Annotated in this window: 21 protein-coding genes; 8 read left to right on the top strand and 13 right to left on the bottom strand. The window is 51.8% G+C overall.

The features are described from left to right. Positions 1 to 142: 142 nt before the first annotated feature. On the bottom strand, positions 143 to 583 hold the full coding sequence (locus tag FFM82_RS12135; RefSeq protein ID WP_137646074.1) for a hypothetical protein: 441 nt from the start codon (positions 581 to 583) through the stop codon (positions 143 to 145). A 190-nt stretch (positions 584 to 773) separates the two neighbouring features. Then, the gene (locus FFM82_RS12140; RefSeq protein ID WP_137646075.1) at positions 774 to 2213 is read right to left on the bottom strand and encodes a C69 family dipeptidase; all 1440 of its coding nucleotides are present in this window, start codon (positions 2211 to 2213) and stop codon (positions 774 to 776) included. 257 nt (positions 2214 to 2470) lie between these two features. On the opposite strand from FFM82_RS12140, the gene thmT reads away from it, so the two are divergent. Both thmT and lysA read left to right on the top strand, forming a co-directional pair. Continuing rightward, positions 2471 to 2665 (top strand): 2-hydroxymuconate tautomerase, encoded by a 195-nt coding sequence (thmT, locus tag FFM82_RS12145; RefSeq protein ID WP_137646076.1) that lies wholly within the window; start codon positions 2471 to 2473, stop codon positions 2663 to 2665. A 75-nt stretch (positions 2666 to 2740) separates the two neighbouring features. Then, positions 2741 to 4075: a diaminopimelate decarboxylase gene (lysA, locus tag FFM82_RS12150; protein WP_137646077.1), complete on the top strand. Its 1335-nt coding sequence runs from the start codon at positions 2741 to 2743 to the stop codon at positions 4073 to 4075. A gap of 69 nt (positions 4076 to 4144) precedes the next feature. On the opposite strand, the gene FFM82_RS12155 is transcribed toward lysA, so the two are convergent. After that, the gene (locus FFM82_RS12155) at positions 4145 to 4705 is read right to left on the bottom strand and encodes a hypothetical protein (RefSeq protein ID WP_137646078.1); all 561 of its coding nucleotides are present in this window, start codon (positions 4703 to 4705) and stop codon (positions 4145 to 4147) included. 199 nt (positions 4706 to 4904) lie between these two features. On the opposite strand from FFM82_RS12155, the gene FFM82_RS13920 reads away from it, so the two are divergent. Further along, positions 4905 to 5033 (top strand): hypothetical protein, encoded by a 129-nt coding sequence (locus tag FFM82_RS13920; RefSeq protein WP_263854491.1) that lies wholly within the window; start codon positions 4905 to 4907, stop codon positions 5031 to 5033. Between the two features lie 19 nt (positions 5034 to 5052). Here FFM82_RS13920 and FFM82_RS12160 read toward each other — a convergent pair whose 3' ends face one another. Continuing rightward, the gene (locus FFM82_RS12160) at positions 5053 to 5862 is read right to left on the bottom strand and encodes a Cof-type HAD-IIB family hydrolase (protein WP_137646079.1); all 810 of its coding nucleotides are present in this window, start codon (positions 5860 to 5862) and stop codon (positions 5053 to 5055) included. Between the two features lie 143 nt (positions 5863 to 6005). Here FFM82_RS12160 and FFM82_RS12165 point away from each other — a divergent pair, with 143 nt between their 5' ends. Further along, entirely contained in the window at positions 6006 to 7376 is a 1371-nt protein-coding gene (locus FFM82_RS12165) for an RsmF rRNA methyltransferase first C-terminal domain-containing protein (RefSeq protein WP_137646080.1), read from the top strand. Positions 7377 to 7423: 47 nt separating this feature from the next. Here FFM82_RS12165 and FFM82_RS13600 read toward each other — a convergent pair whose 3' ends face one another. The 5 genes from FFM82_RS13600 to mvk form a co-directional block, all read right to left on the bottom strand. Further along, complete coding sequence (locus tag FFM82_RS13600; RefSeq protein ID WP_170178298.1) at positions 7424 to 7594, bottom strand: hypothetical protein; 171 nt, start codon at positions 7592 to 7594, stop codon at positions 7424 to 7426. Positions 7595 to 7752: 158 nt separating this feature from the next. Next, positions 7753 to 8787, bottom strand: a complete 1035-nt coding sequence (gene fni, locus FFM82_RS12170; RefSeq protein ID WP_137646081.1) for a type 2 isopentenyl-diphosphate Delta-isomerase — start codon at positions 8785 to 8787, stop codon at positions 7753 to 7755. Between the two features lie 75 nt (positions 8788 to 8862). After that, positions 8863 to 9939, bottom strand: a complete 1077-nt coding sequence (locus tag FFM82_RS12175; RefSeq protein WP_137646082.1) for a phosphomevalonate kinase — start codon at positions 9937 to 9939, stop codon at positions 8863 to 8865. 41 nt (positions 9940 to 9980) lie between these two features. Then, positions 9981 to 10964 carry a diphosphomevalonate decarboxylase gene (mvaD, locus tag FFM82_RS12180; RefSeq protein ID WP_137646083.1) on the bottom strand — a complete coding sequence of 328 codons (984 nt, stop codon included), beginning with the start codon at positions 10962 to 10964 and terminating at the stop codon, positions 9981 to 9983. 15 nt (positions 10965 to 10979) lie between these two features. Beyond that, a complete protein-coding gene (mvk, locus tag FFM82_RS12185) occupies positions 10980 to 11918 on the bottom strand; it encodes a mevalonate kinase (RefSeq protein ID WP_137646084.1) in 939 nt (312 codons plus the stop codon). Positions 11919 to 12262: 344 nt separating this feature from the next. Here mvk and FFM82_RS12190 point away from each other — a divergent pair, with 344 nt between their 5' ends. The 4 genes from FFM82_RS12190 (at position 12263) to FFM82_RS12205 (ending at position 17666) form a co-directional block, all read left to right on the top strand. Next, positions 12263 to 15091 (top strand): helicase C-terminal domain-containing protein, encoded by a 2829-nt coding sequence (locus FFM82_RS12190; protein ID WP_137646085.1) that lies wholly within the window; start codon positions 12263 to 12265, stop codon positions 15089 to 15091. 45 nt (positions 15092 to 15136) lie between these two features. Continuing rightward, on the top strand, positions 15137 to 15637 hold the full coding sequence (locus FFM82_RS12195; protein WP_137646086.1) for a cell wall elongation regulator TseB-like domain-containing protein: 501 nt from the start codon (positions 15137 to 15139) through the stop codon (positions 15635 to 15637). Between the two features lie 17 nt (positions 15638 to 15654). Next, a complete protein-coding gene (locus FFM82_RS12200) occupies positions 15655 to 16854 on the top strand; it encodes a pyridoxal phosphate-dependent aminotransferase (protein ID WP_170178299.1) in 1200 nt (399 codons plus the stop codon). A 71-nt stretch (positions 16855 to 16925) separates the two neighbouring features. Next, entirely contained in the window at positions 16926 to 17666 is a 741-nt protein-coding gene (locus FFM82_RS12205) for a DnaD domain-containing protein (RefSeq protein WP_137646088.1), read from the top strand. A 67-nt stretch (positions 17667 to 17733) separates the two neighbouring features. On the opposite strand, the gene FFM82_RS12210 is transcribed toward FFM82_RS12205, so the two are convergent. The 4 genes from FFM82_RS12210 to FFM82_RS12225 form a co-directional block, all read right to left on the bottom strand. Then, a complete protein-coding gene (locus FFM82_RS12210; protein ID WP_137646089.1) occupies positions 17734 to 18378 on the bottom strand; it encodes a nitroreductase in 645 nt (214 codons plus the stop codon). A 147-nt stretch (positions 18379 to 18525) separates the two neighbouring features. After that, positions 18526 to 20184: an ABC transporter permease gene (locus tag FFM82_RS12215; protein WP_137646090.1), complete on the bottom strand. Its 1659-nt coding sequence runs from the start codon at positions 20182 to 20184 to the stop codon at positions 18526 to 18528. After that, a complete protein-coding gene (locus FFM82_RS12220; RefSeq protein WP_137646091.1) occupies positions 20177 to 21187 on the bottom strand; it encodes an extracellular solute-binding protein in 1011 nt (336 codons plus the stop codon). Before FFM82_RS12220 ends, FFM82_RS12215 begins: the two co-directional genes overlap by 8 nt. A gap of 14 nt (positions 21188 to 21201) precedes the next feature. Then, positions 21202 to 22158, bottom strand: a complete 957-nt coding sequence (locus FFM82_RS12225; protein WP_137646092.1) for an ABC transporter ATP-binding protein — start codon at positions 22156 to 22158, stop codon at positions 21202 to 21204. Positions 22159 to 22283 lie beyond the last annotated feature (125 nt).

Raw genomic sequence — 22283 nt, forward strand, 5'->3', positions numbered from 1 at the left:
AGAAACGGCTCCACCGCGAAAGAATATCGCGATAAAGCCGCTTAAGTTACGTCCGAGAATTATATTATTTCACCTGTCAACTTGACAGGGACTAGTACATTTGTCAACCTTGGGTGGATCAATTTTATTCGTGACTTAATGATTAATAATAATTGTCCCAGACGATGTCGTAACCAACGTCCTGGTGGCAGACGCGCTTCCCGTTGGCCTGCTCGATAACGATGTTAGGCGTCTTTTGGTCGTGAAGGGACGCCTGCATTTGGGTCGTCGCAATCAGCTTAGTGACTGCGTGGGTCAAACTGCGACGCGGCGTGTTCGCCCACGCCTTAGAAACGGTCCAAGTGACCGTGTTGTCGGCGTAACGGACGCCCGTGATTTTATTATTGGTACTTTGGCGTAACTTAGCCACGTATTGTTGAGCATTTTTGGCCGTTTTTGCCTTTTGGCTAGACTGGCTTTGACGGCTGACCGTTGCGGCGGCCGCCGTTCGGCTTGCGGAAACCTTCTGGGAGCTTTGCTGACCACAAGCGGCTAACAATAACATGGATGTCATGGTAACGATTAATAATGTAACGCGTTTCATTAAAACCTTCCTTTGATAAAATATTCCGGGAATCTTCATCGAACCTCAACCACAAATCAATTAAACAATTAAATGAATCCCGGCCTTACGATAAAAAACGTCCGAGATGCATTATAACAGTTTCCAGCACAATATAAAAGCGTTAAGTCGTTACTGCAGAGCAGGTGACTTAACGCTTAAATTCAAGCGGTTATAAATTTAAATCCGTTTGGTAATTGAGTGGTGACATGTCGGTGCTTCGAGTAATTAAATCGGCAGTTAGGGTCTTCATTGCACTGAGGGCAAGTTGAGCCGATTTTTCGTTCGCAGCGGTTAAAGCCGTGGTTAAGGCGTCACCACTAAGATCTTCAATTTCGCGATCGGTCGTAATTAAGTGGTGGCCCAGTTGGATTGCTAATTCTTTTTGGGCGGCTTGCAGGTCGCCGTGTAATTCGTGGTAGTGGGCGTCAACCAATACGCCGACAAGCTTAAAGATCCAGTAGGCGGAAGTCGGGTCGTACTTTTCGGTTGCCACTTGGTAAGCTTTGGGGGTGTCAGCCGCGCCAGCGTAAAACGGGACGTAAACACTCTCGGCGGCAACGCCCATTGCCAACCAGTGAATACCGCAAGTTTGGTCGGGTAAGTCCTCACGAATTTGTAGCACGTGCGACTCCTGCGTTTTGGCTAAGCTAATCGGGCGGTAGGCGTGCTTTTCCGCTTCAGTCCCACTACCGACCGGGTCAAACGGGGTGCCTTCGTAGTGGGAGGCTAGGTAGTGCTGAACCTGGTCAATATGAATCAAGCCGGCCGCTCGCTGAATAAACGGTAAGTTAAATGATTCTGGCGATTGTTCCACGGCGGGCGTAAAGTAGCGTTGCCCGTACCAGACCCGCGGGGTGTTATAGTGCTGGTCGGAAACGTCGGCGGTCCCGAAGACCTCCCGGAAGTTTAAGCCGTTGTCCATTGAAGCGAGCTGGTTATCCAGAACAAAGTTGCGAATTTCCTTGGCGTACATGAAGTTATCGTGATCACTTAAATCAATTTCTTGAATGGCCAGCTGATTAGCAACTACCGCGTAGGCGTCGTCCGGAATCCGCTGGGCGACCCAGTAATGACCGGCCCCGGTTTCCATGTACCAGACTTCTTCGGCATCACTAAAGAGAATCCCGTTAGTTTCGTAGGTCCCGTGTTCTTCGATGATGTGGCCCAAGCGCTCAACGCCTTCACGGGCGGAATGAATGTACGGCAACGTAACGGTCACCATTGCTTCTTCGCCGATCCCATCCTTAACGTACGGGTCGGCTGCGAGCACCCGGGCGTTGCAGTAGGCACTTTCGGTGGCACTCATTGCGACCCCGTATTCGTTGATACCGTCTTCCTCAAACAGGCCGTACTTCGCGGTCCATTCCGGGGTGGCGGTATACTTAGCACGGATTTTTGGTAGGGTCATGCTAAACGGGTGGTCCTGATCCGTCGAAGTAAAAGTTTGCGGGGCGTCAAATTCGGTGTGCGGATGGACGACGAATTTTTTCGCCCACGCGGCCCGGGAATCTTCATTACGGCCAATCATGGTCGAACCGTCCGCGCTCGCATTTTTACCGACGAGAATACTCGTACAAGCGGAATAGGGATTAAACTGGTGGGTCAGCATAGCGTTCCTTCTTTCTGTGACAACTGGTCACCTTCTAATTACCTCAATTTTAGCATTTTTTATCGGTTTGTGGCGGATTCTATCCGGAATTTAGCGGTGACGCCAGTGGGAGTCGGTGAGGTAATTTTAATGGGACCATTGTTCGAGCTAATTGACGGCGTGGCGGTCGTTAACGGGTTAAATAAGAATGGTTGCAAAATTGGCATAATTAAAGTATGATTAGTTTTTGTAAGAATACTATGAGGAGTGTGGACCGAATGCCAATCGTACACATCGACTTGATCGCGGGTCGTTCACAAGAACAGTTAAAAAACTTAGTCAAGGACGTGACGGATGCGGTCAGCAAGAACACTGGCGCACCAGCAGAACACGTTCACGTCATTTTAAGTGAGATGCAAAAGAACCGCTACAGTGTTGGCGGCGTTTTAAAGAGCGACGAAGCGGCTAAATAAGTGGGATACGTGTGACCGGCCGAATTTGGGCCGGCCTTTTTGTTACTAAGCAGACAGAGAATTGAGGGTTAGACCGTGAACGAACAATTGAGTGAGCAAGAATTGAATGAGCAGCACCATTTAATGATCGGTGGTGTCGATAGTCTAGCGTTGGCTAAGGAATACCAAACGCCGCTGTACGTCTACGATACGGGTGAGATTCGGCAGGCGATTGCTGATTTCAAACGGGTGTTTGAAGCTAATCACGTGGCGTACCAGATCAGCTATGCCAGCAAGGCGTTTGCGACCGTAGCGATGTACCAACTGATTGCCCAGGCCGGTATCCACTGTGACGTGGTGTCCGGTGGCGAGCTGTATACGGCACAACGAGCGGGCTTTCCAATGGCAAAAGTTTCGTTTCATGGTAATAATAAATCCGAAGAAGAGTTAATGATGGCACTGGATGCCGGCGTTGGTTGTATCATGGTTGATAATTTTTACGAACTCGACTTATTGACCCGCTTAAGTGCTGCGCGGCAACAAGTCGTGACCATTATGTTGCGAATTGCGCCGGGGATTTCGGCCCACACCCACGAATATATTTCGACTGGCCAGGAAGATTCCAAGTTTGGTTTCGGCCTCAATAGCGGCCAGGCGGATCAGGCTGTTCGGCAAGCCCAGGCGGCTAAATATTTGAACTTAGTCGGGATTCATTGTCACATTGGCTCGCAAATTTTTGAATTACACGGTTTTGAGATGATCGTCGATAAGCTAGTTAGCGTTTTCGCACGTTGGCAAAACGAGCTGGGCTTTTATCCGCAAATTATGAACGTTGGTGGTGGTTTTGGGGTCAAGTATACGGCGGAAGACCAACCGTTGGCCCCAACCGACTTCGTGGACAGTATTATTAAGGAAACGATTGCGCAGACTAAGGCGCACCACGTGCCAATGTTAGAAATCTGGATCGAACCCGGTCGTTCGCTGGTTGCGACGGCGGGAACGACGCTATATACTTTGGGCGCTTCAAAGGAAGTCCCTGGCATTCGGAAGTACTTAGCCGTTGACGGCGGGATGGGCGATAACATTCGACCGGCGCTGTACGATGCGAAGTACGAGGCCGTGTTAGCTAAGGACCCAACCTTGCCAGCGCAACAAGTCGCGTCGATTGCTGGTAAGTATTGCGAATCCGGTGACATGCTGATTTGGAACCAGTCCTTGCCGGCAACCCAACCGGGAGACGTGCTCGCCGTTTTGGATACCGGTGCGTACGGCTATTCGATGGCTAGCAATTATAATCGTAATCCGCGACCGGCCGTCGTCTTTTGCGAGGATGGCCAGAGTCACCTGGTCGTGAAGCGCGAAACTTACGCTGACTTGACCCGCTTAGACGTTGCGTTGCCCGTAGCGGAAAAGACCCCGTTATCTAATTAAATTAAGTGTCAATTAAAAGGCGTCTCCCGCGGGGAGGCGCCTTTTTTAGAGTTATGTTGGCAGTCCGTCTTAAAGTTGGACGGCCTCAATCTTACCGACCGCAATCGGTAAGGTGACGTGGTGGTCGTATTGGGCGACTTCACCAGCCACGGTGCTCGGCAAGTTTAAGCTTGGGGCGACCCCGTGGATGTAGATGACCCGTTTGTCTAGCGCGAGTTCACTATCATGGAATACCTTTTTAAAGGCAGCGTCCAGTTGGGCTAACGGTACGACCTTGGTATAGGCAAAGTAGCCGTTGGCATCGGCAACCGGGTAAGCGTCATTCGGTACGTCCATGGTTTCAGGTTGGTCGTTGAACGGCACCATCGTTGTCCCGGAAACGGGTTCGGTTTCGGGTAAGTCAACGAAACCATCGTGGTTGGCATCCTGTGCGGCGGTGGCAATTTCGGCTGGACGGCCATCCGGGAAGCCGTGGAAGTGTTCCCAGTGTTGTTCGTTAGCCGGGGTATCGAACATTTCGATGTTAACGGTCAGCGTGTCACCGTTTACAACGAACAGGGCGCTACCATGAGCAGCGGTCCCAATTGCTTGGTCGTTTAACGGTACGATATTTGCGCGGTAGATTTTCAAATAAAACGCCTCCAAATGATTAGTTTATTAATTAATCCTACAAAGTCGTTATAGCATAATTGGCGTTAATTGTCTTGCAATTCACACTGGGGAACGACGACGTTGATAAGTTCATTGAGACAATCAAGTTTTGTAGTCGTAATCAGCTATCAACGGCGTTACAGTAGGCGTGTAAGCGGACCGGAAAGCGGGGGTAACTTTGAATACCAAACAACGAATCTTAATCGAAGTCGCGTGGCGCAATTCCCAGCAGCAGGGGAACTGGCAATGGTTGGTCATCATTGACGGCGAACGCCGGCAGTGTAATAAAAAAGACCGTCCTGATTGAGGACGGTCGGTAGTGAACGTTATTCTGCGAGGTCAAAGTAATTTTCTAAGTACCGGGCCACGCCGTTTTGATCGTTATTATAAGGCGTAATGTCGTCGGCGGCCGCTTTGATAGCGGGGGTTCCGTTAGCCATCGCCACGCCGAGACCAGCGTATTGGAGCATTTCTAAATCATTGTGTTCGTCACCAAAAGCAATGATGTTTTGACGGGCAATTTTAAAACGGTCGGCGAGGTAAGCGACGCCCTTCGCCTTATGCACGCCCTTCGACGTGATTTCCAAAATTGCGTTGGGACCACCCCAAATCCCCACGTCCACCAAATCGCCGAAGTGGCTTTTAATCCAATCGACCACCGCTGAACGCCGGTCGAGTTGGACGATTAGCACGAGTGAGTTCGGGTTACGGGTCAGCGTTTCTGGCGTGAGTCGCGGACTGTTAGCCACTTCTGGGAAAAACTGGTCGGCGACGACGTCTTGACCGGCCGTCATCGTACTATTTTTATTTTCGGCAATGATTTGGCTGATGCCGAGTTGCTCACGGTACTTGACTAATGCTAACACGATGGCCTTATTCACCGTGAACTGGTACTCGTGTTCCCAAGTCCGGTGTGGCAAATGTCCCAGCGACCCGTTGAAGTTGATCATCGGGCTAGCGAGCTTTAGTTCATCGTAAATGGCCTGTGACCCTTGGTATGACCGGCCAGTAATGATGCTAACGATGTGGCCGGCTGCTTGGAGGCGCTGCATCGTCTGGATGGTTGCGGCGTTCAGTCCTGAAGCCGCATTTAAGGTCGTCCCGTCTAAGTCTAAGGCAATTAGTTTTCTTTCCATATTAAGTAACCCTCTCATTCACCACAATTATTCTTTAAATCTAGCATAGTTTTTAGCGGATTGCGAATCTTTCCCTTCTTGCGGTCGGCGCCAAGTGTGGTAATCTAATTGAGAGTGCTTGACGTAACTGAGGAGGAAAGTTTGTGCAATTACCAGCAGAATTTATGACTAAATACGAACGGCTATTAGGTGACCAGGCCGCCGCGTTCTTTGCGGCGTTTGATGCGCCGGTCGAAAAGGGCTTCCGGGTCAACCCAGCTAAGGCCGTAACACCCGCAATGCGGGTTAAAATGACGAGTGCCGTTTCGTACAGTCCCATCGGCTATTACGGACGGGTCAACGGTAACGCCATGGAACACTTAGCCGGTGCGGTTTACAGTCAGGAGCCTAGTGCCATGACGGTCGGTGAAGTGGCGCGCCCGCAATTGAATGAACGGGTATTGGACCTGTGTGCGGCGCCGGGTGGCAAGACGACCCACCTGTTGAGCTATTTACGCCAAACGGGGTTATTGGTGACTAACGAGATCAATCCCAAGCGGGTAACCGCTTTAGGTGATAACGTTGAACGTTACGGGGCCTTAAATACCGTGATCACTAACGCGACGCCGGCCGCGCTAGCTAAAGAATTAGCCGGGTTCTTTGACCGGATCTTGGTGGACGCCCCGTGTTCCGGTGAGGGGATGTTTCGCAAGGATCCGGCGGCGATGCAGTACTGGACATCGGATTACCCGGCTGAGTGCGCGACCCGCCAGCGGGAAATCTTAACGGAAGCGGTCAAAATGCTCAAACCGGGTGGCTACTTAATTTATTCGACCTGCACCTTTGCGCCCGAGGAAGACGAGCAAATGATGGCTTGGCTGTTAAAAACTTACCCGCAACTAAAATTGGAACCGATCGAAAAGACGGCCGGAATGGTCGACGGCCGACCGGAGTGGGCGGATGGCAACCCCGAACTGAAAAAGGCAGCCCGGTTATTTCCACACTTAATGCGCGGTGAGGGCCACTTTATTGCCAAACTTGTGAATACGGATGAAACGACCGTTAAGCCCCAAAAGACGGTCCGCGATAATTTAACGCCGGCTCAACGTCAGCTTTGGCAACAATTTCTAACGAGCCAGGGTGTTACCGCGATTCCGAACGTCGCTTTACAAGCGCACGGCGAGCAACTTTATGCGGTGCCGGCAATGATGCCGGTCACCCGCAAGTTAAAGGTCTTTCGCCCCGGTACGCAGTTAGGGACGTTTAAGAAAAAACGCTTTGAACCGAGTTACGCGTTAGCGCTGGCAAGTGACAGCCTAGATTGGCCGCAACTCGCGATTGATCACGAACAGTGGCAACGGTACGTCCACGGGGAAACGTTCCAGTTAACCACCGCCGTGACGACTAATGGTTTTCGGGTCTTGAGTTGTGACGGATTACCAGTTGGCTTTGGTAAGGCGGTCGGGGCGACCGTCAAAAACTTCTTTCCAAAGGGGCTGCGCTTTTTAGCCACTAACGAAAACACACAATTATGAACGTAAAAAAATGCTCAGCGACTGCTGAGCATTTTTGTGTATACGGTTTAATTAAGTGCCTTTGTCCGCATGATTTGTACGCAATCTGGACAGTAAGCAACTGAGTTAACGGCTAAAAAACTCCGAATTTCACCAATTGAGCGGTGCGGTACTTCCAATAAGAAGTAAGCTCGGTCGGTGCGTTTCAACGGTTTCCCACAATTTTGACAAGCTAACATCGTCAATCCCCCTTTGACTTATCGCTAGCATAACCTTTTTTAAGTAAAAGTGGGGGGGCGCTCGTTCGGTTGGTTTCTTTATTAGGGGATAATTGTTATAACCAAGTTCTTGATAAATTAAGACTTTTAGCTACTAAACATGTTGCCAATTTTTTTGTTTAAAGTGTTTGCTTGTACTGAACAAGTTCGGGTGATAACAGCACTTTATCTCCCATCTGGTGAAGGGATTCAACGCTGGTGGCACCAACGAGGGCTATTAACCGCTTGAGCTGGGCCTGCCAGTCCGTGAGCATGCTGATGACTTCATCGTCAGTATGGTGCAGTAGCGCGTGCAGGATGGTACCGGCCATGCCGACCGCGTCCGCTCCAAGCAGCAGTGCTTTGAGGATATCCAGTGGTTGGCGAACGCCACCGCTAGCCAGAATCGTCAGGTCCTGCGGGTGGTCCTGGACGGCCAGGAGTGATTCAACGGTCGTTAGGCCAAAGTCATCTAGGTAAGCCATGTCGCGGTCGGGACGCCGCCGATTTTCAATCTTAACGAAGTTGGTTCCACCATGGCCACCAAGGTCCAGGTAGCGCACGCCGGCCTGATAAAGTTGGGTCATCGTGGGTTTGGAAATACCAAAACCGACTTCCTTAGCAATTACGGGCACGGCTAATTGTTTCGTGATTGCCTGAATATTTGCTAGCCAGTGAAAATCCCGGTCACCTTCGGGCATGACGATTTCCTGTACCGTATTTAAGTGGAGTTCGAGGGCGTCGGCGTGAAGCATCGCAACCGCCGTTTTGGCGGCCGCCAGACTGTGGCCCGCACCCAGGTTACCAAAAATTAGGCCGGTGGGGTTAGCTTTACGAGCAACCGCAAAAGTGTCGGCAAGTTCGGGTGCCTTAATGGCCACGCTTTGTGACCCGGTTGCCATTGGTAAGTCGCAGGCGGCGGCAACTTTACCCAGACGGGCGTTTAGTTTTCCTGTATAGGGCGAACCGCCAGTCATAGCCTCAATGTAAAGCGGACTGGCCCAGTGCCATTGACCGACCTTAGTTGTGAGCTGGACGTCGGCAACCGCCGTTTCCGGCAGGGCATCGTGACGGATACGGACCTGGTCGAACGAGTTTACGGTACTCGTTTGATAGTATTTTTCCGCTAACGAAACGTGTTCGTCTTTACGGTGTGATTGTTGATTTTGTGGCAAGTAAGCCACCTCCAATTAAATAAAACGGGCCGCGCCGTCACTGACGACCGGACCCGTTGATTGACGTGATTGAAATTAAGCTTCGTCGACGTGGTGCACGGACAACGCTAACTGTTCGATGCCGTGCGCTGCCCAAGCTTTAAGTAGCGGCTGGGGATCGATAGTGCGGTCGATCAGTACGATGCCGCAATCGCCACCACCGGCCCCGGAAGTTTTGGCCGCGGCCCCGGCTTGCTCGGCTAAGCTAATTAGGCGTTGTAGCATCGGTGTTTCAATGGTGACGTGACTAAATTCACCGAGTGATTGTAAGAGTTGGCGGTTACAGCGCAATTCAGTTTGAATGGCGTGTAAATCACCCGCGTGAAAGCCGGCAATCATCCGTTGTAGGCAGGCTCTGCTTGCCTGCAAGAACGTTTGGTATTCGGTGCGTTGTTTCGCCTTGACGAGCGCCACCTTATCCACGAGGTGTGAGGTTGAAGCCGGCGAACCGGTCCAACCAATCATCAGTTTAAGGGCCTTCGGTGGGGTCAGCAAGTCGATTTGTAAGTCCGGCCACGGCATGTTGAGTAGCTCGGTCAAGCTTGCCGTTTTGCGCTGAAGGTGTAGCCAGTCGCGGTCAAACGAGTGGTAGGCAATCCAACCGCCATAAACGCTGGCGGCGATATCACCCAGCGACCCGTTGCCTTGAACGGAAAGGTGGGCGATAGCGGCAAGCTTGAAGAGTTGTGGCTTGCTGAGGGGTAAATCGTAGAATTGACAAAGCGCCTTGACGGTTGCCACCGTGACGGCGGCCGAGGAACCTAGACCGTACTTTTTACCATCGGCGCTATCTAACTCGCTATTGATGCCGAGGTGGTACAAGCCGAGCTCGCGCCCCTGTTCGTGAGCGTAGCTTTCCGTTAAGCTAATCGCGGAAAGAATGTAGTGGAAGGGGTTATCCCGGTTATCGAAAACCATGGTATCCCCCCGTCGGCGCCAAACAATCGAATTTTCCTGATATTGTTCTGAGGCGATACTACCAACCGTATCGCTGGGTGAAATCGTTGCGGTCACAAACTGGTTAAGCGCAACGATGATCGCCGGAAAACCATGTTCTACAACGGCGTACTCGCCGGCAATGTAAAGTTTTCCAGGTGCTTTCACCGTAATCATGCCATCATGTCCTTTCAAGGTCGACTGGGACCGTAACTAATTTAATCATTTTCTGAGATTGTGATGCCCGGTCCGGGCTTGGCGACGATCAGTTGCTCCGAATCAAAGTAGCGGGATAGTTCCCGCGTGATCATCGCCGTATCGTGGCCCGCGCAAATAATTTTCACGTTCGGGCCAGCGTCCAGAGTATAGTAACAGGTTATGCCGTTAGCGCGTAAGTCGTTGACCGCTTGAATTGCCGTTAAGGTTTCGGCCGTAAAGTAGTTAAACGCCGGCTTAGCGCTTAGATTTAAGGCGTGCATCCGCATGGCGTTGGTTTCCGCGATTTCACCGAGGGTCGTAAGGTCCCGGGCTTGAATCGCGCGGCGCATCGCAACCAGATCTTGATTCGCGGTTTGAACCCAGGCCGGGTAATACGGCGAGGTCGCGACGACTCTGGCCATCCCGGCGGTGGAACTAATTGGCTTTTGGGTCTTTTTTAAAACTACAGCGATCATTTGCACGTCCCAGTCGACCGGGTCCTGCAAGCATTCGGCGTAGGAACTGGCGTCGTCGTGACCGGCGTGCCACTCGACGAACCCGCCAAAAATTGACCGGGTCGCGGAACCGGAGCCCCGGCGCGCTAACCGGCTTAAAGCGGTGTTGTCAAGTTGCATGTCGGCGGCCCGGCTAGCCGCCGCGGCGAGCGCGGCAAAGCCGGAAGCCGAAGAGGCTAGCCCCGCCGAGGTCGGTACGTGGTTTTCAGTAACGACTTTAGCCGCGGCGGATTGTCCGCTCCGTTGGCGGACCAAGTCGAGAAAACGGCTGATTCGTTGGGCTTTACTGGCGGTTAGGGTCTGACCGTTAAAGGTGATCTGATCTTGTTCAAGTTGGTTATCGAAGATCACACTAGTTTGGGTGTAAAATTTGTCGAGCGTTAGTGAAATGCTGCCGTTTTGCGGCAACATCAACTGAGCGTCCTTTTTGCCCCAGTATTTAACCAGGGCAATGTTCGTGTGGGCTTTAGCTGTCACGGTGGTTGTCATTAAGGTTCCTCCAAATTACGCGTCTGTATGTAGCGGTTCGACCCAGGTCGCGGTGGCACCGGCAGCAGCCAGCTTTTGCGATAAGGTGTTCGCAATGCTAGCTTCGGGTGCAACGGCGATCATGCAACCACCCTGGCCGCTACCAGTCAACTTTGCAGCCACCGCCCCGTTTTGACGGGCAACCGCTAATAATTGTTCCAAGGCGGGGTGGCTAACACCCAGCGAGCGTAGGTCATCCTGGGCGCCGTTTAACGCGTGCGCTAGGGCGGGCAGGTCCCCGTCAGCTAACGCATCGCGCGTTTGGCGGGTCAGCGCGCCCAAGCTGGTAATGTGCTGCTGAATCGTTTCGCCTTCGACGATCAAGAGGTTCTTGACGGTTGCCACCGCAATTTTAGTTTGACTCTTAATGCCCGTATCAGCAATGACGAGGTAACCGTGTAAGTTGACCGGAATCGGGTAATTTTCCCGGCCCTTCACGAACCAGACTGGCGACGTCGCGCTGGCGGTGGCCACGTCTAAGCCACTTGGTTGGCCGTGGGTGTAACTTTCGGCCACGTTCGCCGTTTTCAGGAGTTCCTGATGGCTTAGTGGTCGTTCAAAAAAGTCGTAGAAGGCGCGGGTAACGGCAACCGCCGCCGCGGCCGACGATCCCATCCCCCGCTCGGAAGGAATGTCACTTGTAATGTGAATATCGAAGCCCTGGTCGGGGGCGTCGAAGCGTTTCAATAAAGTCTTGATTAGGGCTTGGATGCCGCCAAGGTTGGCAGTCATCATTTGAAAGTCACCATTGAAGTATCGACTCTTAACGGTTTGGGCCGTATCACGCTTGTGAATGACGGCCTGCATTTGAATCGTTGAGATGGGAAGGGCGATGGCTGGTTGACCGTAAACCACCCCGTGTTCCCCAATTAATATAATTTTGGCATGACTAGTACCGGTAGCTAGATTTTTCAATCGTGTCGCTGCCTTTCTAAAGTAGATTAATAAGATTATGATACCTTATTATGGCGCTTTTGACTACGACTGGCGGGGGAACGCGCACGCCTTTGCTGAATTTTACCATTTTTTATTAATTTGACCGTTCGGTGAGTAACCTATCGGGTCAGCAAAAGGTGGGCGAATACGGCCCCGTTGAGCAGTACCGTATGGTAAGATTAAAAACGGATTAAATTGTTTAGCGGTCGGTCAGGGGTGAGTCACCCTTCGGCGGCCACCGCGGTATGCTATAATTTACTTGAAAAGCTGATAAGTTCAGCAATACTAACAGCCTAAACGGGCTGGTACTTGGGGAAATGACCATGAAACCAACCACGACCTATGCCATTGTTGATATTGAAACAACTGGTACTAGTGTAAAGGACGGCGACCGCATCATCCAAATCGGGTGTGCGTTCGTCAAAAATAATAAAATAGTAAATACGTTTGCGGCGGACGTGAACCCGTTGACCACGGTCCCCGCCGTCATTGAGAATTTGACCGGTATCAGTAACGCGCGTGTGCGTAAGGCCGCGCCGTTTGACGATTTAGCGGGCACCATTTACAGCTTGCTTCAAGGGACGGTCTTCGTTGCCCATAACGTTAACTTTGACTTGCCATTCATCAACGCTGAATTGGCGCGGGTCGGTTATCCAGAGTTGCCGATTCGGGCGGTCGATACCGTGTCGTTAGCGCAGATTTTACTGCCGACCGCACCCAGTTTCCGGTTACGCGACTTGAGCCATTTATTGGACATTGCCCACCAACATCCGCACTCAGCGGATAGTGATGCGGTCGCAACGGCTAACCTTTTTATTTTCTTGCAAAAGCGCTTAGCAAGTTTGCCGTTGATCACCTTACAACAAATGGTGCGGCTCGCACCGGAACTACCACGGGAAACCGCGGAGCTATTCGCGTACGCGCTCCAACGGGGGAAACAACACCCGCAGCCGTTACCTAAGAATTTGATGGTCCGCAACGGCATCGCGTTGCGTAAGCCGGAACTACCGCAAGGGGTGGCTGGTCGGCAACCACACCGTTACCCGGTGACTAAGGCCCAAAAAACCCGCTTGTTTGGTAAGAATTTAACTTACCGTCCGCAACAGGCCCGGATGATGAATCAGATTTATCGGCACTATACGAATGAACAGGCACAGCAGCAGCCACTGCTGATCGAAGCGCCGACCGGGACTGGCAAAACGCTGGGCTACTTACTGCCACTGGCGTACCTCGCACAGGATGGTCGCCAGGTGGTGGTTAGCACCGCGACGACCGTTTTGCAGACCCAGTTACAAGAACAGGGCGTGGCGCTACTGAACGCGTTGTTACCGGATGCGGTGAGCGCCGTCGTGATCAAGGGCAACCACCACTACGTTGACTTGAACCGGTTTGCTCACGGCTTGGCGTTACACGAACATTCTAAGCAGACCCAGTTATTAAAACTGCGGGTCCTCGTTTGGTTAACGATGACGCTGACCGGTGATCTTGATGAACTGCACTTGACGACCTACCAGGCACCATACTTTGCCGAGATCGCGCACCACGGGGCGGCTTCGTTAAAGGCGGATGACCCGTTCTTTAAGGAAGACTTTTTACGGCGGCGTGATCAACTGACCGCCCAAGCGACCTTCATTATTACGAACCACGCTTATCTAATGCGCCACGTTGCACAGTTAGGCAGCCGTCAGCAGCAGCCGTTATTAGTGTTGGATGAAGCCCAACACTTACCAGACGGGGTGCTGCGGGAATCACGGCAGACCTTCAACTTTAACTTTTACATGTCCGCCTGTCATAGCTTAGCCAGTCGGATCGACCAGGAGCACGACTTGAACTTGCGGGCTTTATTTGCCGAGCAGCCCCAAGCCGATTACCGCTTGAAATTACTGGATAATTCGTTGAAGGATACCGATTTACACTTACAACAATTCCAAGCGGCCTTGGCACGTCAGTTTGTACCGAGTCAGAAGGGCGGCAGTCAGCCGTTAGAAATTGCAATCACAACGGATGAAATCACCAGCTTTTTTGCGACCCATAACGCGTTGATCAAGCAACTGCAAACGGCCATTGAAAATTGTTTTTTGCAGTATCAACAGCTTAACGAGCAGTACCAGCACGATCAGTCGCAAATTTTACCGCGTGAACAACACGTCCTGGACGATTTTTATAACCGGTTTCAGGATCTCCGTCGCGGTTACGACTTACTGCGGGCGTGGGTCATGCCGGTTACACGCGGCCAGCGGGTCTTTTGGATCAACTTAAACCAATGGCACGATCGCGGAAGCCTGACGCTTTCTGGTAGCTTGATCGATACCCAGGGCTTTTTCAAAGACCAGTTATACCCGTATTTCAGTGCCCCGTTACTGACCGGAGCGACCCTGTTTGCTACCGGTAAATCCCAGTACGTCTACGACCAGTTAGACCTCGACGCGACGACGGCGGAGCATCACCAGTTAGCCAGTCCGTTTGACTTGAAACGACAAGCACGCTTGTTAGTGGCGACCGACGCGACTAACGCCGAATCACCAAGCGGCAAGCAGCGGGCTGGCTATCTCGCCCGCGCCATCGAACAAATTGTGACCGCGGCACCAAAGCAGACGTTAGTGCTCTTTAATTCGCTCAACATGATTGAAGCGGTCTTTTACCGGCTGCACCAGTCCGGGGCCGTTAGTGACCGCGAATTGCTGGCTCAGGGTATCAATGGGAGTCGTGAAAAGCTGATTCGCCGGTTTGTGCAGGGTGACAACGCCATCTTACTCGGCGCCGCCAGTTTCTGGGAAGGCATCGACTTACCGCAAGAACAGCTAGAACTGTTGATTGTGACCCAATTACCGTTCGAGTCACCGGACCAGGCAACGACCAAGGCCCGTTACGACCAGCTCCGTCACGCCAACCGCAACCCGTTTTATCACGAAGCACTGCCCAAAGCGGCCCTTAAGTTAAAGCAGGGGCTCGGTCGGCTGATTCGGACCGAAGACGACCGCGGCGCCGCCATTATTTTGGATGACCGCGTTGTGACGAAGCGGTACGGTCAGACGATTTTAAAGGCATTACCGAAGTCGTTGACGCCAACGACCGGGTCGGTAGCGGAGATTACGACGGAACTTCAAAGTTTTTTCAAAACTAAGACGCAAAGCGTTTCGGACCCAGATTAATTTGCTATAATTAGTTTATCTGTTTTTGAAAGGATCAAAAAAAATATGCGAGTTCAACGTAAACGACGCCCGGAACAAGTGATTAAAGTGGTCCTGTTAGTCCTTTTAGCGGTGATCATTGCGGTTTACGGGACGCTCTGGGTCGCTCAACGCCCGGCGCACCGTGCGCAAAAGACGGCTTATAGTTTGGCAGTCAGTAAGGGAAAGCTAAAAACGACCACGGCTTTTTCCCAGTATAATGGTAACCAGAGTTACTACGCGGTGACCGGGACGTCCAGTAAAAACGTGCCGGTGTACGCGCTGATCAATACCAACAAAAAGCACGCGACCACGGTCGTGAAACAATCGGCGGGGATTTCCCGCGAAAAAGCCCTGCGCAAGGTTTGGTCGAAACGTAATCCTAGTAAAGTTATCAAGATTACGTTAGGCAAGTATCAGGGCAACGTGGTGTGGGAGATCACCTACCTTAACCAAAAGAAAAATTTGTGTTACGAGATTTTGCAATATCGTAACGGCAGCCAGTTAAAATCGATTATTAATATTTAAAAGGGGTGCGGATGTACATGGAATTATCACGAAAAGTCATGCAAATTCAACCGTCAGCAACGTTACAAGTGAGTTCAATGGCTAAGCAGATGCTTGCGGATGGCATTGACGTCATCAACTTGGGAATTGGTGAACCGGATTACCAAACGCCGGATAATATTAAACAGGCTGCGATTGAAAGTATTCAAAACGGGCAGTCGAGTTTTTACACCCCTGCGACTGGCTTGCCGGCACTAAAGCAGGCCATTAGTCACCGGATCGAAGCCGATCACGGTCACCATTTTGACCCGCAACAAATCGTGGTAACGGATGGTGCTAAAATGGCGCTGTTTACGTTATTTCAAGTGATTTTGAATCCCGACGATGAAGTACTCTTACCGGTGCCATACTGGGTGAGTTATTCAGAACAGGTTAAGTTAGCTGGCGGGCGGCCGGTGGAAGTTGCGACTGACCACCAGTTCCGCTTTACGGTGGCGGATTTAGAAGCGCAACGGACCGCCAAGACGAAGGCGCTCGTTTTAAATTCACCCCAAAATCCGTCCGGCTTAGTCTTTAGTCGCGACGAATTAACCGCCATTTTAGATTGGGCGGTCGAACACGACGTGCTAGTGGTTGCTGACGAAATTTACGAAAAGCTGTTATATAACGGCAGTTCCTTCACGTCAGTGTTGGAACTTGGTGATCAGCACCTAGACCACGTCGTCCTGATCAACGGGGTGTCAAAAGCCTATTCGATGACCGGATGGCGGATTGGTTACGCTGCCGGCCCGAAGGAAATCATGGCTAAAATGGGGGTCGTCTTGGGCCACGCTGCTAGCAATCCCGCGGCGGTTTCGCAATACGCCGCGATTGAAGCCTTTGGTGGGGATCAAAGTTCAGTCGCTAAGATGCGGGCTGGCTTCGAGGAACGCCTCAACGAATGGTTCCCGTTGATGGCCGCCTTACCTGGATTTAAGTTTCCGGCTGGCAAGCCGGCCGGCGCCTTCTACTTATTCCCGGATATTAGCGAGGCGTTGACCTTAACGGGTTATCCGGACAGTATGGCGTTTGCACAGGCGGTCTTACAGGACGCCCACGTGGGGATCGTTCCTGGTGAAGCCTTCGGGTTAGCCGGCCACGTTCGTTTAAGCTACGCGACCGACCTTGCTTCACTGCGGAAGGCTCACCAACGGTTACAAAAGTTTATGGACCAAAAAATTGCGGCACACGCAAAATAACTGAATTAGAATGAAATGGAAAGCGTGAAGCCGTGGTTTCGCGCTTTCATTGTTCAAAGGGGAGAATGTAAATGGAGCTCTTAGCACACGCACTGCTCCACGACGGCCAGACTGCGGTCGCCAATACGTTATTGGTGCACTACCGCGAAATTGGGCTAACCAACGATGAGTTGCTGGTTTACTTACAATTTAAACGACTAACGGATCAGGGACAGCAATTTCCGGACGCGGCGGTGGTTGCCAAAAGTTTAGGTGAGTCGAGCAATACCGTCTTTCAGCGGTTACATGAAATGCTGGCTAAAAAGTTTTTGACGATCGAGTCGGTGACCGGAGCGGACAACAAGATTCACGACCGTTATAATTTTGACGGTTTATACGATAAGTTAGCACTCGCCGTCAAGCAGCCTGAACGGGCAGCGGCGACCCAGACGGATCAGGCGGTGGCAACCAACCCTCGTCAAAAAGTGTTTACCGATATTCAACGGGAATTCGGCCGGGCGTTGTCGCCAATTGAAATGGAAAGCATTAGTAAGTGGTTTGATGAAGACCAATATGACCCGGAAGTAATCGGCTTAGCGTTGCGCGAGGCGGTTCTTCGGCAGGTTTATAACCTGACCTACATGGACCGCATCCTGCTAAATTGGCAAAAACGGGGCTTACGAACGGCCCAGCAGGTGGAAGCCGAACGCCAACGGAGCTTGGAACAACGGTTAAACGGTGGGTCGCAACCAAAGCGGCAAACGGGTGAAAATGCGTTACCTAAAATCCCGCTTTTTAAAATTGGTGAGGAATCCAATCAAGCCAAAAAATAGACATTATTAAAAAGGTAAGTCACGGTTTGAAGTGACTTACCTTTTTGAGTCTAACGGAAGGTGATGATTAGTCTTTAATTGTCAGGATGCTGTCAAGTTCTGGTCGGTAGGCGTGCATCCCGTTGATGGGCGCATTACTCCGGTAGCCGAGCGCGATACCCATGGCCAGTAACTGGTCATCAGCAATTGGGAGCACGTTACGGACGATGTCGGGATACTTCACGATTTCATAAGCTGGCATTGAGTCAATCCCGCGGTTAGTCGCGGCCAGCATTAACAGTTGCCCGAAACCGCCGAGGTCGTAATAGGACCAAGTTGACGAACTTTTAGCAACCGTTAAGTATAAGAGTGCCGGTGCGTGGAAGAGAACCCCCTGTGCATCCAACATGTTGACCGGGTCATCGGCGAACTGGTGCCAATCTTCGCCGAACGCGGCCATGTTGGCCCGTGGCTGACCGCTCCATTCGTTACGGTGGGTCGGGACAAGTTCGGAATGCCCGCGGACGTGCGCTTGCACCCGTTCAGCGTGTTGCGTCTTGATTTGGTCCAACGCAGCCCCGGTGGCAACCGTAACGTGCCAAGGTTGAGAGTCACTCCAAGAAGGCGCTTGCTGAGCATCCTTGACGATGGCGCGAATGTCGTCATGACTAACGGGTTGGGACGTAAAATCGCGGATGGCGCGACGTTGTACTAAAAGGTCATTAAAATCCATGTTATCGCTCCCTTTTTGTGATATTATTCACTATTAATGATACCGCTTTTATAACGGGAGTCAATCGATAATTTTACCAACAAAGCCCGTCAATGGTTAGCTGTTCCGACTAACCATTGGCGGGCACTTTTAAAATTGGTGGGGCGTTTAAGCTTGACGTGGCGTACTTTCCTTAGTCAGCAACTGCCCCGTCAGTTGTATGATGACAAACGTGATGGCCACGGTGACCACGGCCAGTGCCATACCCTGCGACGCGTCCCCCTGCTCAAAGGACTGAAAGATAAACGACGAAATGGTCGTCATTCCCGAAGGCAGCAGTAGTAGGGCGACGACTAGTTCACGACTAGTTGCAATGAACGCCATCGCGAAACTATTGGTCAGCGCCGGTGCTAAAATCGGCAGTATGATCTTCGTTAGGATGCGCCACGGATTGGCTTCGAACACGCGGGCACTAGCCACTAAGGACTGGTCGAGTTCTTGCAGGGCGGTCGTAATGTATTGAACGGAAGTTGGTAGGAACAGCGTAATATCCGCAATCATTAGAACCAGTAGGCTGCCGTACAGTTTGGTAAACGCCAACCACTGTGAAAACAAGATCATTAAGCTCAGCGCCAGCACCACGTTTGGAATGGCGAGCGGCAGGGCCCCGAGGGTTTTTAACGTTTGGCTGATCCACCGGGGGAGCCGCTGGGATAAACTACCAGCACTGATTAATACGGCTAATACTAAGTTGAGGATGCTGATAGCGATTGCTAAGCCAAAGGTGGTGATCAGTGCGTGAAAGGCCGGACTGTCGAAACGCAGTAGTTCTAAGTAGTGGCTGAACGTCCAGTTCCCAGCGGCGATGCCGGCACTGCGTTGCTTGAACAGCGATTGGGTGATAATCGAAACGTACGGAATACCGACCGCCGCGCTTAGTAGCAGTGCGGTGAAGCCCCCCGCCCAACCGGTGACACCGTGGCGCCAGTAAAGAATTGGGGCCTGGTTAGCGGTTAGTTGAACGACCGGGTGGGCCAAAAAGCGTTGCTGGATCAGCCAAGCGCTTAACGCGATGACCAGTAGCACGCTCCCGGTCAGTACGCCGTTCTTAAAGGCTAGTGGCCACTGACTAAGGTCGCGTTGGATGGTCGTTGTTAACACGTCAAAATGGATGTTACGGCCAAAGGTTGCCGGCGTCCCGAATTCTGCCAACGTTTTCGTGAAGACGAGGACCCAAACGGCTAAGTACGGTACTAATAAAATTGGCAGCATGATTTTGCTGAGCTGGCGCTTGAAGGGCACCCCGTGGACGGTCGCCGCGTCCAGCCAGCGCTGGTTGAACTGGGTAAGGGCGGTCTTTAAAAGCAGGTAGGCGACCGGGTAGAGGTGCAGGCTCATGATAAGAATCATCCCGAACGGACTAAATAACCACTTAAAAGTTAAGTCGGCACGGGGCAGCAATTGTTGCACCAACCCGTGGGGCTGAAAGAAGTAGATCCAGCCCATCGCGTTAATGTAGGGCGGGGTCATGAACGGTACTAGTAGCAACCAGTGGAGCCAGCGGTAAGCCCGCAGGCGGGTGTGCGTCATAATCCACGCTAACGGGGTCGCGATAACGGTGGTCCCAATGATGGTGCCAGCACCTAACAGCAGACTATGACGTAGGCTAGTCAGGGTGGCCGGTGCAATCAATTGCTGCCACAACGCGCTGGGGCGACTGCCGAACAAGGTTTGACTTAGTAACGCAACTAGCGGACCGGCGATCAAGATTGCCAGTAAAATGGTCAGTGGAGCCGCTAGCCGAGTTTGAACGTGGCGCTTACGCATGGGTCAGGACCTGATTAAAGCGACTCAAGTTCTTCGTGAGGGTTTGATTAGCGGTCGACCAATCGACTTGATAGGCGTTAATGGTGTCATTATTGAGCGGATTGACTAATTTCTGCGCGGTTCCAGGGATCAGATACTTAGCTTTGATTTGAGCTTGGACCTTGTTCGATAAGAGGTAGTCGATGAATTGCTTGGCTGCTTTTTGATGCTCGCTGGATTTTAAAATCATTGCCGGTCGTGGGTTGACCAACGTGCCACTATCCGGATAGCTAAAGCCGATTTTTTCGCCTTTTTTAATGGCACTAATACTCATATAGTCGACGCCACCTAAAACGGCTTTCTTCTGGCCGGTCACGACGGCGTCCAACACTTCTTTGTTGGCACCGCCAATATCCGCGCCGTTTTGTTTCAGCTTTTTGAACAGCGTCGTACCGTGTTTTTGTTGGTAAACGTTGATGAAGTCGAGGCTGGAACCCGACGACTTTGGATCCGGAATGGTCACCGCGTTGCGGTAGGCGGACTGGTTTAAGTCGTCCCAGTCCTCGGGAACCGGTAGTCCGGCCTGTTTACGGTAGGTGATGCCGACCGCCGAGGCGCTGTAATTAAATAACTGGTGGTTAGGGTCCTTAAAGCGCGGATTTAGTTTGGCCACCCCCTTAGCATCGTAAGTGAGTAACTTCCCCTGACTTTGTAAATCGACGCCGGCCGCCATCGAGGCGAGTACCAAGACATCGGCCTGCGGATTTTGATTTTCCGCCTTTAACTTGCTGAGAATTTTGCCGGTCGTGCCGTCAAAGATTTTGACCTTGATGCCGGTTTGGTCTTCAAAGCCACTAACAATTTTGTCGGATAAGGGCTTGGGCCCCGCCGTGTAAACGGTCAGCGTCTGGCCTGATGGTTTTGAACTTGCGGCTGGGCGGTGTTGGTAATTGGCAGCGTAAATCCCGGCACCGATTGCGAGCGCGCCGAGCAGGGTTAACGTGGTAACGGCAGTTTTTGACATGGTTGATTTCACTCCTAATAATGAATTAAGTATTGTGGGTCAAAGCTAAGCGTAACGGGACCAGCTGGCAGTGCACTCGCCGAACTAACGTGCCACTGTTGGTCGGCAACGTCGATTAGGTTGTCGAAGTGGTCGCCAAGAAAGGTGCTGGACTGGACTTGTCCGTGGGTCTTCGGTTGCTCGGGATGATGAGTGGCGAGGTGCACGTGCTCGGGACGGATGGCGGTGTGGCCGTCTAATTGGTTCAGTGGCCCGAAAAACTTGGCGGCAAAGGCGTTGACCGGCCGTTGGTAAAGCGTCGTGGGGCTCCCAGCCTGAACGACGCGACCATCACGAATCAAGACAACGTGGTCGGCGATTCGGAGGGCTTCCTGACGGTCATGGGTGACGAACAGCGCCGTTAATTGGTTCTGGTGAATCAAGCGACTGATTTCAATTTGGAGACTGGCGCGTAGTTGCGGATCTAGGGCGCTTAAGGCCTCATCGAATAAAATTAACTTGGGCTTAACGGCGATGGCCCGAGCGAGGGCGACCCGTTGTTGCTGACCACCCGATAATTCGCGTGGGTAGCGGTCGCGGAGGTCGGTTAAACCGACCTGGCTTAAAGCCCAATCGACGCGGTGGGTCAGTTCAGATTTGCTTAACTTGGGTGCCAACGCGAAACTCACGTTACCGGCCACGGTCATGTGCGGCCAGAGGGCAAAGTCTTGAAAGACCATTGCCAGGTGGCGCTTAGCTGGGGGCATCGAAGTCCCCCGTTGTTGATCAAAAACGGGGTGGTCATCGAAAAGAATTTGACCACTACTAGGCACCGTTAGACCAGCAATCATATTGAGAATCGTAGATTTTCCGGAACCGGAAGGCCCAATTAAGGCGGTGATTTGACGGTCGGGAATGGTGAGGTCCAGGGCGGGGATTACTACTTGCTCTTGGTAATGCTTGGATAAACGGGTTAGCTGAATGGCAACCACAATAATCGCACTCCTTTTTTCTGTTAACCCGTATTTTAAGCGCACAGTTTAATTATCGAATATTGATAATGTAAAAATTAGGTATTATTTATGTCTAGGCCGCGGGCAAATAAAAAACACCGCGG

The sequence above is a fragment of the Lactiplantibacillus plajomi genome, assembly GCF_005405405.1.
Classification (GTDB): Bacteria; Bacillota; Bacilli; order Lactobacillales; family Lactobacillaceae; genus Lactiplantibacillus; species Lactiplantibacillus plajomi.